The 12917-nt window shown below is 34.9% G+C and carries 12 protein-coding genes and 1 tRNA gene; 7 read left to right on the top strand and 6 right to left on the bottom strand.

Annotation, left to right across the window (positions count from 1 at the left end):
- Nucleotides 1-89: 89 nt before the first annotated feature.
- Nucleotides 90-569, top strand: a complete 480-nt coding sequence (rnhA, locus tag IR010_RS07205; protein WP_194567731.1) for a ribonuclease HI — start codon at nt 90-92, stop codon at nt 567-569.
- Between the two features lie 60 nt (nt 570-629).
- On the opposite strand, the gene IR010_RS07210 is transcribed toward rnhA, so the two are convergent.
- Nucleotides 630-980, bottom strand: a complete 351-nt coding sequence (locus tag IR010_RS07210) for a DUF6249 domain-containing protein (RefSeq protein WP_029271473.1) — start codon at nt 978-980, stop codon at nt 630-632.
- A 399-nt stretch (nt 981-1379) separates the two neighbouring features.
- On the opposite strand from IR010_RS07210, the gene IR010_RS07215 reads away from it, so the two are divergent.
- From IR010_RS07215 to IR010_RS07230, 4 genes are all read left to right on the top strand, one after another.
- Entirely contained in the window at nt 1380-1967 is a 588-nt protein-coding gene (locus tag IR010_RS07215) for an RNA polymerase sigma factor (protein ID WP_194567729.1), read from the top strand.
- Nucleotides 1951-2343: a hypothetical protein gene (locus tag IR010_RS07220; protein WP_194602788.1), complete on the top strand. Its 393-nt coding sequence runs from the start codon at nt 1951-1953 to the stop codon at nt 2341-2343. The genes IR010_RS07215 and IR010_RS07220 overlap by 17 nt, the downstream gene beginning before the upstream one ends.
- A 241-nt stretch (nt 2344-2584) precedes the next feature.
- Nucleotides 2585-3508 (top strand): PfkB family carbohydrate kinase, encoded by a 924-nt coding sequence (locus IR010_RS07225; RefSeq protein ID WP_194567726.1) that lies wholly within the window; start codon nt 2585-2587, stop codon nt 3506-3508.
- Nucleotides 3509-3587: 79 nt separating this feature from the next.
- On the top strand, nt 3588-5486 hold the full coding sequence (locus IR010_RS07230; RefSeq protein ID WP_029271469.1) for an amidophosphoribosyltransferase: 1899 nt from the start codon (nt 3588-3590) through the stop codon (nt 5484-5486).
- Nucleotides 5487-6165: 679 nt separating this feature from the next.
- Here the strand turns inward: IR010_RS07230 and IR010_RS07235 are convergent.
- On the bottom strand, nt 6166-6777 hold the full coding sequence (locus IR010_RS07235) for a superoxide dismutase (protein WP_029271468.1): 612 nt from the start codon (nt 6775-6777) through the stop codon (nt 6166-6168).
- A gap of 138 nt (nt 6778-6915) precedes the next feature.
- Nucleotides 6916-7542 (bottom strand): aminoacyl-tRNA hydrolase, encoded by a 627-nt coding sequence (gene pth / locus IR010_RS07240; RefSeq protein WP_194567725.1) that lies wholly within the window; start codon nt 7540-7542, stop codon nt 6916-6918.
- A 242-nt stretch (nt 7543-7784) separates the two neighbouring features.
- On the opposite strand from pth, the gene IR010_RS20245 reads away from it, so the two are divergent.
- Nucleotides 7785-10052 (top strand): tail fiber domain-containing protein, encoded by a 2268-nt coding sequence (locus tag IR010_RS20245; RefSeq protein ID WP_194602791.1) that lies wholly within the window; start codon nt 7785-7787, stop codon nt 10050-10052.
- A gap of 259 nt (nt 10053-10311) precedes the next feature.
- Here the strand turns inward: IR010_RS20245 and IR010_RS07250 are convergent, their stop codons facing one another.
- Together IR010_RS07250 and IR010_RS07255 are read right to left on the bottom strand one after the other, a co-directional pair.
- A complete protein-coding gene (locus IR010_RS07250) occupies nt 10312-10923 on the bottom strand; it encodes a 50S ribosomal protein L25/general stress protein Ctc (RefSeq protein WP_029271465.1) in 612 nt (203 codons plus the stop codon).
- Between the two features lie 114 nt (nt 10924-11037).
- Entirely contained in the window at nt 11038-11979 is a 942-nt protein-coding gene (locus IR010_RS07255; RefSeq protein ID WP_029271464.1) for a ribose-phosphate pyrophosphokinase, read from the bottom strand.
- A 230-nt stretch (nt 11980-12209) separates the two neighbouring features.
- Between IR010_RS07255 and IR010_RS07260 the strand changes: the two genes are divergently transcribed.
- Nucleotides 12210-12289: transfer RNA gene (locus tag IR010_RS07260), tRNA-Leu, on the top strand.
- 149 nt (nt 12290-12438) lie between these two features.
- Here the strand turns inward: IR010_RS07260 and IR010_RS07265 are convergent.
- A complete protein-coding gene (locus IR010_RS07265; protein ID WP_194602793.1) occupies nt 12439-12909 on the bottom strand; it encodes an OsmC family protein in 471 nt (156 codons plus the stop codon).
- Between the last annotated feature and the right edge of the window lie 8 nt (nt 12910-12917).

Raw genomic sequence — 12917 nt, forward strand, 5'->3', positions numbered from 1 at the left:
TAGACATCTCATTAGAAAAATCTAAAAGTCTAAAAATCCAAATGATCTAAGAAGTCTAACAATCTAATAATCTAAGAAGTCTAAAAAAAATGACTCACGAAGTACATATATATACTGATGGCGCGGCAAAAGGAAATCCTGGAAACGGCGGTTACGGCGTCGTAATGGAATTGGTTGGAACACCACACAAAAAAGAATTCTATGAAGGTTTTCGCCTTACTACAAATAACAGAATGGAACTTTTAGCTGTGATTGTTGGTTTAGAGAAATTAAAAAACCCGAACATGAAAGTCCTTGTAATTTCTGATTCTAAATATGTCGTTGATTCCGTGGAAAAAAAATGGGTTTTGGGCTGGGAAAAAAAGAAATTTGCAGGAAGAAAAAATCCAGATTTATGGAAACGTTTTTTAATTGTCTACCGCAAACATCAAGTCGATTTTAAATGGATTAAAGGGCACAACAATCATCCGCAAAACGAACGCTGCGATCAGCTTGCCGTTATGGCTTCAATGCAGCCCAAACTTTCTGTTGATGAATATTACGAAACCATCGGCTCAAAAATGGATTAAAAAAATAACGTATCAAGCATATTCTCGATACGTTATTAAAATAATACTTTTAAAAAAATCTTATTCTTCTTTATCTAAATCTTTAGCGGTTCTAAATCCTGCTAATAAACCTACTCCAGCCATGATTAAAATAATTGACGGATAAACAGCACCGTCTTCTAAAGATGTATAAGTTGTAATCAGCAAGGCCAGAAAAATTCCAACACCGCTTCCTATTAATAAGAAAGCCAGATTGACTACAAACACTTTCCAGACCGAAACACCCTTTGTTGTTCCTTTTAAAAAGATACTGGCATCAACACCTTTTTCTATAAGTGCTAAACGTTCTCTGTTTCTAGTTGAATAAATAAGATAGACAATCCCGAAGATCATCAAAAAAAGACTAAGTGGTACTAAAATTTCTGGTCCCATAATTTTTGTGTTTTTATAATTGATTGATACTCCATATGACGACACCTTTTAAATTGAGGTTACAAGAAATTCGAAATAAATTCGAAATTTTAAATACCAAATCGCAAAAACTACTGATTATCAGTTAATTTTAAACTCTAAAATTCTTTTAGAAAATAGATCCTAAAATATTAGTCCCGTTTTTGTCATCTCGACGAAGGAGAGACCAAACTATCCCGAAGCTTCGGGACGCAAAGTAAACAGTTAATCGTTATCGAGTTTCGAGTGTGATCTCTCCTTCGTCGAGATGACAATAGTGTGGTAAAGCCTGCTTTACAAAGTTGGGATTTGAATTTTAAAAATTGAAATTTATTTTCAATTCATTGTAACCTAAACAAACAACCTGTCGTCCTATATAATATGAGTACAATAAGTGATCAACATTATATCGATAAAATCCTGCTGGGCGAAACCAATGCGTTTGCCGTGCTGGTAGATCGTTATAAGGATATGATTTTTACATTGGCACTCAAAATGATTAAAAACAGAGAAGAAGCTGAAGAAGTTGCACAAGACACTTTTATTAAAACATATAATTCTCTAAGCAAATTTAAAGGCGATTCTAAATTTTCGACTTGGATTTATAAGGTTGCCTATAATACCTGTTTAGACAGGTTGAAGAAAAACAAAAAGGAAGAAAATAATATTTCGATAGATGAGTTTTCGTCTCATCTAATTAAAACAATGGACAATGCATTAAGTGCATTAGAAGATAAAGAACGAAAACAGACGATTCAGAATTGTTTAAATTTATTGCCAAGTGATGAGAATTTCTTGCTGACTTTGTTTTATTTCGAAGATCAGAGTTTAGAAGAAATCGGTAAAATCATGAATATTAATGCTAATAATGTCAAGGTAAAATTATTTAGAAGCCGACAAAAATTAGCCGTAATTTTGAAAAAGCAATTAGAACCAGAAATAGTAGCGTGTTATGAAAGAGAGCGATAAAAATATAGAAAATCTTATTGATAAAATGATGGCAGAAAATACTTTGGAGTCGCCATCTTTTGACTTTACTTCAAAAGTAATGACTCAGGTTTTAGCCGCTGAAAAAAGTAAAATTAAAACATATAAACCTTTGATTTCTAAAACAACTTGGGTTCTGCTTTTTGGCGGTCTGATCGCTCTTGCTATCTATGCATCTCTTTTTTCTGGAAGCAATAATATGGAAATCGGAAAATTATATTCTAACAAATTCTCAGCCTTATTTTCAGGAATTCATTTTTCTAAAAATATAATGTACGCTATTTTGATTGTTCCTTTTATGATTTTAGTTCAGGTTGGAGTATTGAAGAATTATTTTGATAAGAAATTCGACTTTTAAATTCTGGTTTAGTATAACTATTCAATCCAAAACATTCATAGCATTTTTCAAAAATAATTATTGCTTTTTAAATACAAAAACCCTATTTTAATCCTTCAAAAGATTCAAATATAATTCTCTCATTTACAACAGTTTTAGTCCCGCAAACGATATTGTTTTTTTATGAAAATTTTGAGAACTTAAACCGTTGCAATATTGCAACTTATGAAGTATCTTTGCACCCTAATTCGAAATTCATAAAATGAATAAATTATTGATTGTTGGAACGGTTGCTTTCGACGCGATTGAAACTCCTTTCGGAAAAACAGATAAAATTTTAGGTGGTGCTGCAACGTACATTGGTTTATCAGCATCCTTTTTTAACTTGCAATCGGCCATCGTTTCTGTAGTTGGCGACGATTTTCCACAAGAACATTTAGATCTTTTAACTTCAAAAAATATTGATATTTCTGGTATCGAAATTGTAAAAGGAGGAAAAACCTTTTTCTGGAGCGGTTTATACCACAACGATTTAAATTCAAGAGATACTCTTGTAACGGAACTAAACGTTTTGGCAGATTTTCAGCCAAAAGTTCCTCAAAACTTCAAAGATGCTGATGTTGTGATGTTAGGAAACTTACATCCGTTAGTACAAAGCAGTGTTTTAGATCAAATGGAGAAAAAACCAAAATTAGTTGTTTTAGATACAATGAACTTTTGGATGGACTGCGCTCTTCCTGAATTATTAGACGTTATTAAACGTGTAGATGTTATTACAATCAATGACGAAGAAGCAAGACAACTTTCTGGTGAATATTCATTAGTTAAAGCAGCAAACAAAATTCAAGAAATGGGACCAAAATACGTGGTGATCAAAAAAGGAGAACACGGCGCACTTTTATTCCACAACAGAGAAGTATTTTTTGCACCAGCTTTACCATTAGAAGAGGTTTTTGACCCAACTGGAGCTGGAGATACATTTGCAGGCGGATTTTCAGGATTTATTGCGCAAAGCGAAAACATTTCGTTTGGCAATATGAAAAATGCAATAATTTACGGTTCGAACTTAGCTTCATTTTGTGTGGAGAAATTTGGAACTGAAAGGATGGAAACATTAAGCAAAGCAGAAGTAGCGATTCGATTACAGCAATTTAAGTCGTTAACTCAGTTTGACATAGAAATATAATGCCCAAAAGCCTCGATAAAACGGGGCTTTTTTATTACGTTAATACACACAACTTACAACAACACAAAATACAAAAACAATGAGCGACGCTTTAAAACACGAATGTGGTATAGCCTTAGTTAGACTTCTTAAACCGCTTGAATATTACAAAGAAAAATACGGAACTGCATTTTACGGGATACAAAAAATGTATCTTATGATGGAAAAACAGCACAACCGCGGTCAAGATGGCGCCGGATTTGCAAGCATCAAACTAGATGTTGAGCCAGGACAACGCTACATCAGTAGAGTTCGTTCGAATCACGCACAGCCAATTCAGGATGTTTTTAAACAAATCAATGATCGTATCAATGAAGAGTTGACTTCAAAGCCAGAAATTGCTGATGATGTAAATAAAATAAAATCAGAAATTCCATATGTTGGCGAATTGTTTTTAGGACACGTTCGTTACGGAACTTTTGGAAAAAACAGCATCGAAAGTGTACATCCATTTTTACGTCAAAGCAACTGGATGCATCGTAATTTGATTTTAGCTGGAAACTTTAACATGACAAATGTTAAAGAGCTTTTCGAAAATTTAGTTGAATTAGGACAGCATCCAAAAGAAATGGCTGACACTGTTACGGTAATGGAAAAAATTGGCCATTTCTTAGACAAAGAAGTAATGCAATTATACCAAGATTGCAAGACAGAAGGTTACTCAAAAAGAGAAGCTTCTCCTGTAATTGCAGACCGATTGGATATTGCGAAAATATTAGCACGTTCTGCCAAAAATTTAGATGGAGGTTACGCAATGGCCGGATTGTTAGGTCATGGTGATGCTTTCGTTTTTAGAGATCCTGCAGGAATTCGTCCGGCTTACTTCTACCAAGATGACGAAGTAGTTGTTGTGGCTTCAGAAAGACCTGTTATTCAAACTGTATTTAACGTACCTTTTGAAAGCGTGCAGGAAATCGAACCAGGAAATGCGTTGATCATTAAGAAAAGTGGTAAGGTTTCGATGGAACAAATATTGGAGCCAACTGTGAAGAAAGCTTGTTCTTTTGAAAGAATTTATTTCTCAAGAGGAAGTGATGCTGAAATTTATCAAGAACGTAAAAATTTAGGGAAATTAATTTTGCCTGCCGTTCTTGAATCAATTGACAGTGATACAGACAACACTGTTTTTTCTTATATCCCGAACACGGCTGAAACTTCATTTTATGGTTTAGTCGAAGCAGCCCAGGATTTTCTAAATCAAAGAAAAAACAATTATATCCTAGAAAACAGAAGCACACTTACTGCTGAAACGTTGCAAGAATTATTGGCGGTAAAAATCCGCACAGAGAAAGTTGCTATTAAAGATGCTAAACTTAGAACGTTTATTACGGAAGACAGCAGCCGTGATGATCTAGTGGCTCACGTTTATGATGTAACGTACGGAGTTATTAAACCAACCGATAATTTAGTTATTATTGACGATAGTATTGTTCGTGGTACTACTCTAAAAATGAGTATCATTAAGATGATGGATCGTTTAAAACCAAAACGCATCGTAATTGTTTCTTCGGCACCGCAAATTCGCTATCCTGATTGTTACGGAATTGACATGGCGAAATTAGAAGGTCTTGTTGCTTTTAGAGCAGCATTGGCTTTATTAAAAGAAAGAAACTTATACCATATAGTAGACGAAGTTTACGCAAAATGCAAAGCACAGGAAAATTATGTAGACAGCGATGTCGTAAATTATGTTACAGCAATTTATGATCAGTTTACGCCTGAGGAGATTTCAGATAAAATTGCTGAAATGTTAAGCTCTCCAGAAATCAATGCCGAAGTAAAAATCATTTTCCAAAAGGTAGAAGATTTACATATTGCATGTCCTAAAAATTTAGGTGACTGGTACTTTACAGGAGACTATCCAACTCCGGGTGGAAATCGAGTTGTAAACAGAGCATTTATGAATTTTTATGAAGGAAAAGACGCTCGAGCGTATTAATAAAATACTAACAAAAGGTTAATTTGTGCATTTCATCGGTTTTTTTTGCCGTTCATCCTGTTTGTTTGGTAAAAATGAAAAGCTATAATACTTTTGGGAAACCATAACATTAGTAGGTTAAGTTTATGGTAGATTTGGGGCAAAAAGGGTGGAAGAAATTCCACCTTTTTTATTGGAATAAACTCAAGTATTTCAATTCTAAATCATTATCCTCATTTTGTCGGATTTATTTGCCATTCATCTAAAAAGTTTTTTTCATAAAAATAGCTGCCATACATTTACTGAACCATAACATTAGTAGGTTAAGTTTATGGTAGATTTGGGGCAAAAAGGGTGGAAGAAATTCCACCTTTTTTATTGGAATAAACTCAGCTATTCATTTAAAAGATTACTGATACTTAATCGGATATATTTGCCATTCATCTAAAAAGTTTTTTTCATAGAAATAGCTGTCATACATTTACTGAACCATAACATAGTAGGTTAAGTTTATGGTAGATTTGGGGCAAAAAGGGTGGAAGAAATTCCACCTTTTTTATTTTTTTTAGAAGAGAAAAAAAGATATGAGAATATAGATTACAGAAATAGACTAAAGAGAAATAAAAAAATATAGACAAAAAAAGACGGATAATCTTTCGATCATCCGTCTTTTTTCTATATTCTATTTTCTTTGAATAGACTATTTGTCTAAAGCAAATCTTCTAGCAACTTCTGTCCAATTAATTACATTAAAAAAAGCTTCAATATAATCTGGTCTTCTGTTTTGGTAGTTTAAGTAGTAAGCATGCTCCCAAACATCCATTCCTAAGATTGGAGTTCCACCGTTTCCAGCAACTTCCGGCATTAATGGATTATCTTGATTTGGAGTACCTACAACTTCTAATTTTCCTCCTTTTTGAACTGTTAACCAAGCCCATCCTGAACCAAATTGTGTTGCACCAGCTTTAGCAAATTTTGCTTTAAATTCTTCAAATGACCCAAAAGAAGACTCAATAGCTGCTAATAAATCACCTGTTGGCAATCCACCGCCGTTCGGAGCCATTACAGTCCAAAATAAATTGTGGTTGTAAAATCCTCCACCATTGTTACGAACTGCAGCGTTTGATTTATCTAAGTTGATTAAAATATTTTCAATTGTTTTTCCTTCCAAATCTGTTCCAGCAATAGCTGCATTCAAGTTTGTTGTATAGGCATTATGATGTTTTGAATGGTGAATTTCCATTGTACGAGCATCAATATGTGGTTCTAATGCATCATATGCATAAGGTAATTGTGGTAATTCAAAAGCCATGATATTATGATTTTATGGTTTATAATAATTTATTCCAAATTTAAACATTTAACTTTGGAATAGAAAATAGTATTTCGTTATTATTCAATTTAATTAATTGATAATTTGATTTTTTAAGACTTAAATACTTGTAAATCTTTATTTTCCGTTAAAAGCAGTCATCGTATTTTCTAATCCGGCTGTTCCAAAAGATTTTATAATTTCACATGCAACCTCCAAACGTTCCGGCAATTTTGCTTTTTCTTCTTCATCCCAATCGCCTAAAACATAATCTACTTGCTGTCCTTTTTTAAACTGATCACTGATACCAAACCTAAAACGAGTGTATTCCTGCGTATTTAAAACCAGATTAATATTTTTCAATCCGTTGTGACCACCGTCGCTTCCTTTTGGCCTGATTCTGATCGTTCCAAATGACAAGTTTAAATCATCTGTAATTACTAGAATATTTTCTAAAGGAATATTTTCTTTATCCATCCAATATTTCACTGCCTTTCCGCTCAGGTTCATATAAGTATTTGGCTTTAAAAGAAAAAAGGTCCTTCCTTTAAATTTATATTCAGCTAAAGCACCAAGCTTTGCCGTTTCGAATGAAAGACTTTCTTTTTTAGCTAAAAAATCAAGAACCTTAAAACCTATATTATGTCTTGTATTTACGTATTCAGCGCCAATATTACCTAATCCTACTATCAAATATTTTTTCATATTGTCTATGTTCTCTTCTTTTTGTGTTGATGAAAACAGTTTTGTTATCCATTTTATCATAATGCAAAAATAAACTTAATTCGGAAATTAACTCTTTACGTTAATGATTTTCTCTGCTAAGTTTCTAGAAAAATTGCTAAATACCTAATTGTGTTTTTAAAAGTAAAAACCTACAAAAATACCTTAATCTATAAAAAGAAAAACCTATAGAGGCAAAACACAACAAGACTTAAAAAGAAATTTGCTAATTCAAAAAAGGGGTTAATTAAATATTTGAATCGCCCATAAATAAAGAATATACTATGAAAAATAAATTACTTCCATTACTTTTTGTATTAGCCAGTTACGGAGCTTATTCGCAAGTAGGCATAGGCACACTTAAGCCAAATGCTTCGACACAATTAGAAGTTGTTGCTTTAGATAAAGGAATATTAATTCCAAGAGTTTCTTTAACAGGAAGCACAGATACTACAACAATTACAAATGGAAATGTAAACAGCTTGCTGGTTTTTAATACAGAAACTATTTCAGATATTATTCCTGGCTACTACTATTGGTATGTTGATAAATGGTATAGAATTGCAGTTTCTGGAGAAGGATCAGGTATAGGAACAGCAGAAGGCAACGGAATTCCTGGTGATAAAGGAGAGCCAGGTTACCCAGGCAAAGATATTAACATTTATACGGACAAAACAGCCGAGATTGTTTATGTACAAAATTCAGATGGTACTTGGACACCCATAAATGGTAAGGATGGAAAAGATGGATTGCCAGGAATACAGGGTGCAACTGGAGCTACTGGTGCAACAGGGCCACAAGGAGAAATAGGGTTAACCGGTGAAACTGGAGCACAGGGACCAATTGGACTAACAGGACCACAAGGGCTACAAGGAATTGATGGCCCAATTGGTTTAACTGGACCAGCAGGACCACAAGGACCACAAGGGTTAACTGGAGCTACTGGCTCAACAGGATTACAAGGACCAATTGGACCAACTGGGCCTCAGGGGCCAATAGGTTTAACTGGGCCAGCAGGGCCACAAGGACCGCAAGGGTTAACTGGAGCTACCGGCTCAATAGGATTACAAGGACCAATTGGACCAACTGGGCCTCAGGGGCCAATAGGTTTAACTGGTCCAGCAGGACCACAAGGACCACAAGGATTAACTGGAGCTACTGGTTCAACAGGATTACAAGGGCCGATAGGACCAACTGGGCCGACCGGAGGTCAGGGACCAATTGGACTAACAGGAGCAACAGGACCTCAAGGTTTGACAGGAACGACAGGCGCACCTGGCCCAACAGGACCACAGGGCCCAATAGGGCCAACCGGACCAACGGGTTCACAAGGACCAATTGGATCAACTGGTCCACAAGGACCAGAAGGCCCACAAGGAGTACCTGGTCCCAAAGGTGATTCTACTCCGCAAACCATAATTAAGGGAGATTTAATTGCTGGTAGTCCTTCTATAACAGTAACAGGAAACGGTAAAGTGTTAGATGCAAATATTATTGTTGATGTTGTAAAAAAAGATCTTACTACTACAACACCTGATAATGGCGGAAAAGTATTTAAAATTATCTCAGGAGGAACTGGGGCAACACTTGTAGATACTCAAATAAACATGGTTCCTGCAGTAAACGCACCAGGAATGCTTACTACAAATAAATCTGGAATAATTGAATGGTCAGATATGCCATGGTTATTAGACGGTAATGGTGATCAAGATGGTGTTGACAGAATTAGATCATTTGGTACAAAATCTGCTTTTGATCTTCCGTTTATTACCAACAATACTGAAAAAATGAGGTTGACGACTTATGGTTTTCTTGGTATAAATACAATTAATCCACAAGCACCATTACACATACTAAAAGACGGATCAGATCTTGATAACAGAAGTATTCTGCGTATAACTAGTTATGATGACAAACCAAGTGCTGCTGCTCCTTCTCTTCTATTTGATAGACAAAGAGGTAATGTAGCTGCTGCAGATAATTTAGTAGCTGGTGATTTATTGGGTTCTATAAGTATGAGGGGAAAAACCAGTACAAGTGCCCTGACTTTCTTTTCAGCAATTACTAGTTATTATAAAGGTGACGGAACTACTGCCTTGAGCGATATTAGATTCAGCACATCAGGAATCTCTGATCAAGTAATAATTGATCAAACTGGTAATATTATTCCAAGAACAACTACTCAAAACTTAGGTTCTTTAAGTAAAAGATGGGGAACTGTCTACGCTGTTGATGGTACGATTCAAACATCAGATATTCGTTTGAAGAAGAATATTACACCTCTTAAATATGGTTTAGCTGATGTTCTTAAAATTGATCCTATTTCTTATAACTGGATAGAAGACAATACTGGAAAAGTAAAAATTGGAGTATCTGCACAACAAGTACAAACCATTTTACCTGAAGTAGTCGATGTGGCAAATGATGCCAATAAAACACTGGGCGTTAACTACGCTGAAATGGTTCCGGTTTTAATTAATGCCATTAAAGAACAGCAAACTCAGATAGAGGAGCTAAAAGCTTTGGTAAAACAATTGTCTAGTAAAAAATAATAAGATTATATTCTAAAAAGAAATAATTAAAAATAAAAATCCGATTGCGTCATGTAATCGGATTTTTTTATGAATACACAAGCGCACAAAGATTACGCAAAATTCACTAAAGCATTATGAAGATTATCCATCTTCAGCAATTTTATTCTCTAGCCTCTTTTAAAACCAGAAACTTAGCACCTAAGCAGCTTCAAAAAAAGTAAAGACAAAAAAAAGCACCAGTTTTGCAACTGATGCTTTTTGTATTGAGTTGAAAAAATTATTTTTTCTTTCCTTTTGCAGGAGCTTTTGCAGCTTTTGCAGCTTCTTGAGCAGCTTTCATAGCAGCACGAGAAATTCTTACTTGAGCAACAACAGTGTTGTCTGGGTGCATAACTTTGTATTCTGGAGCACCAACTTTAGTAACATATAATTTGTTACCCATTTCAAGTGGAGTAATATCAGCTTCAACAAAATCAGGAAGATCTTTAGGTAAAGCTTTTACTTTTAATTTACGAGTGTTCAAACGTAAAACACCACCTGCAAGAACACCTTTAGATGTACCAACAACTTTTACAGGAACTTCCATAGTGATTTCTTTGTCATCAAATAATTGAAAGAAGTCAATGTGTAAGATTTTGTCAGATACAGGGTGAACCTGAATATCTTGTAAAATTGCGTTGAATGATTTTCCTTTTCCAAGTTCGATCACAACTGTGTGAGCGTTTGGAGTGTAAACCAAGTTTTTGAATGCCGCAGCGTCCGCTGAGAAATGTACTGCCTGATTTCCTCCGTATAACACGCAAGGAACCGCTCCAGCATTACGTAAGGCTTTAGTTGACACTTTGCCCACGCTTTCTCTTTCTGATCCTTTAATTGTAATCGATTTCATTGTAAAAAAATATAGTTATTAATAAATATTCTTATTGGCTAAGCTTTAAGCAATACGCTTAAGGCTTTTAAAATGAGTAACAAAGCACGGCCTAAAGCCTAAGCATATTGCTTTCTACATTATAAATTTTCCACTAATGGAATTGTTGTGGTGCACCATGTGCATAACTTCAGCAAAAAGAGGTGCACAACTCACTACTCTAATTTTCTTTGATTCTTTCTTTAACGGAATAGAATCGGTAACAATCAACTCACTTAATTTTGAGTTTTCAATTTTTTCGTAAGCGTCACCTGATAAAATCGCATGCGTACAAATTGCTCTAACACTTAATGCTCCTTTTTCGATCATTAGGTCGGCAGCTTTTGCTAATGTACCCCCAGTATCGATCATGTCGTCTACTAATATTACGTTACGCCCTTTTACTTCACCAATTAGCTCCATAGTGTCGATAACGTTTGCTGCTTTTCTTTGTTTGTAACAGATTACTACATCTGATTCTAAAAACTTAGAGTAAGCATATGCTCTTTTTGAACCTCCCATATCCGGAGATGCAATAGTTAAATTGTCTAATTTTAAACTTTCTACGTATGGTAAAAAGATTGTAGAGGCAAATAAATGATCTACTGGTTTTTCGAAAAACCCCTGAATTTGATCTGCATGCAAATCCATTGTCATTACTCTTGTTGCTCCAGCAGCATCTAATAAATTAGCTACTAATTTAGCTCCAATCGGAACTCTTGGTTTGTCTTTTCTATCCTGTCTTGCCCAACCAAAATAAGGCATAACAGCTGTAATATGTCTTGCAGATGCGCGTTTTGCAGCATCGATCATCAGTAACAATTCCATCAAATTATCAGCAGTTGGAAAAGTCGAACACACGATAAAAACGCGTAATCCTCTAATTGACTCTTCGTAAGATGGCTGAAATTCTCCATCACTATACGTTGACATCGTTACTTTTCCTAACGGAATTCCGTATTGCTCTGCAATTTTTTCTGCAAGATAAACACTTTGTGAACAAGCAAAAATTTTAGCTTCTGGTTCTAGGTGCGACATTATAATTTGTTGTTTTGTAGTTAGTTGTGTGTGCTTCGTTTTAACGAGCTGCAAATTTAGAAAATTTATTGGACACTGAAAGGAAAAATTTAAGTATTTTTAGTAGAACATTTAATTTAATTTTTTACATTTGCACCGTGTTAAAGGAATAAGCACAGTTATGGCAACATAATTACTTATTCTATTGCGTTAAAATAATTGATTTATTCACTTATTTTTTCGTCTGCTAAGCCCGGATGGCGGAATTGGTAGACGCGCTGGTCTCAAACACCTGTGGGAAACCGTGCCGGTTCGACTCCGGCTCCGGGTACAAAAACCTCTTCATAACTGAAGAGGTTTTTTTGGTTTTATACTATTCCTGATTTAACCGCAAAGAGCGCAACGAAAAATGCGCAAAGGTTCGCAAAGATTTAAATAAGACTTTGCGAACCTTTGCGTAAAACCTAGCGTTCTTTGCGGTTAAGCTATCTCACAACTCGCCTCATGCAAAACAGGAAAATTGCACGAATTTGCTATAAAGCATAATTGATTTGCTTTTTGATGTAATTCTAAAGCCAATTTAATTTGATCAGAATTTGAGATTTTAACTTTAGGATATAATTTTACCTTAACAAAACGCCCGCTTCCATCTGCAAAAACTTCGAGTGTTGCTTCGGCGCTGTCTGAGTATTCAAGAACTTCTATTCCGTTTTGAGAACATACATATAAATATGACATCATGTGGCACGAGACCAAACTACTCAATAATAAATCTTCAGGATTATATAATGACGGATCGCCTTTGAAAGCTTTTGCTGCTGATACATTTAAAATTGGCTTTCCTTCGATTTTAACTTGATGACTTTTACTGCAAACTTTTAAAGACAGATCTTGTTCTTTTTTATTTGAAGTCCAATTTAATGCCGCCTTAAACAGATGCTTGAATCCCATACTTTATT

The sequence above is a fragment of the Flavobacterium sp. MR2016-29 genome (genome assembly GCF_015350695.1).
Taxonomy (GTDB): domain Bacteria; phylum Bacteroidota; class Bacteroidia; order Flavobacteriales; family Flavobacteriaceae; genus Flavobacterium.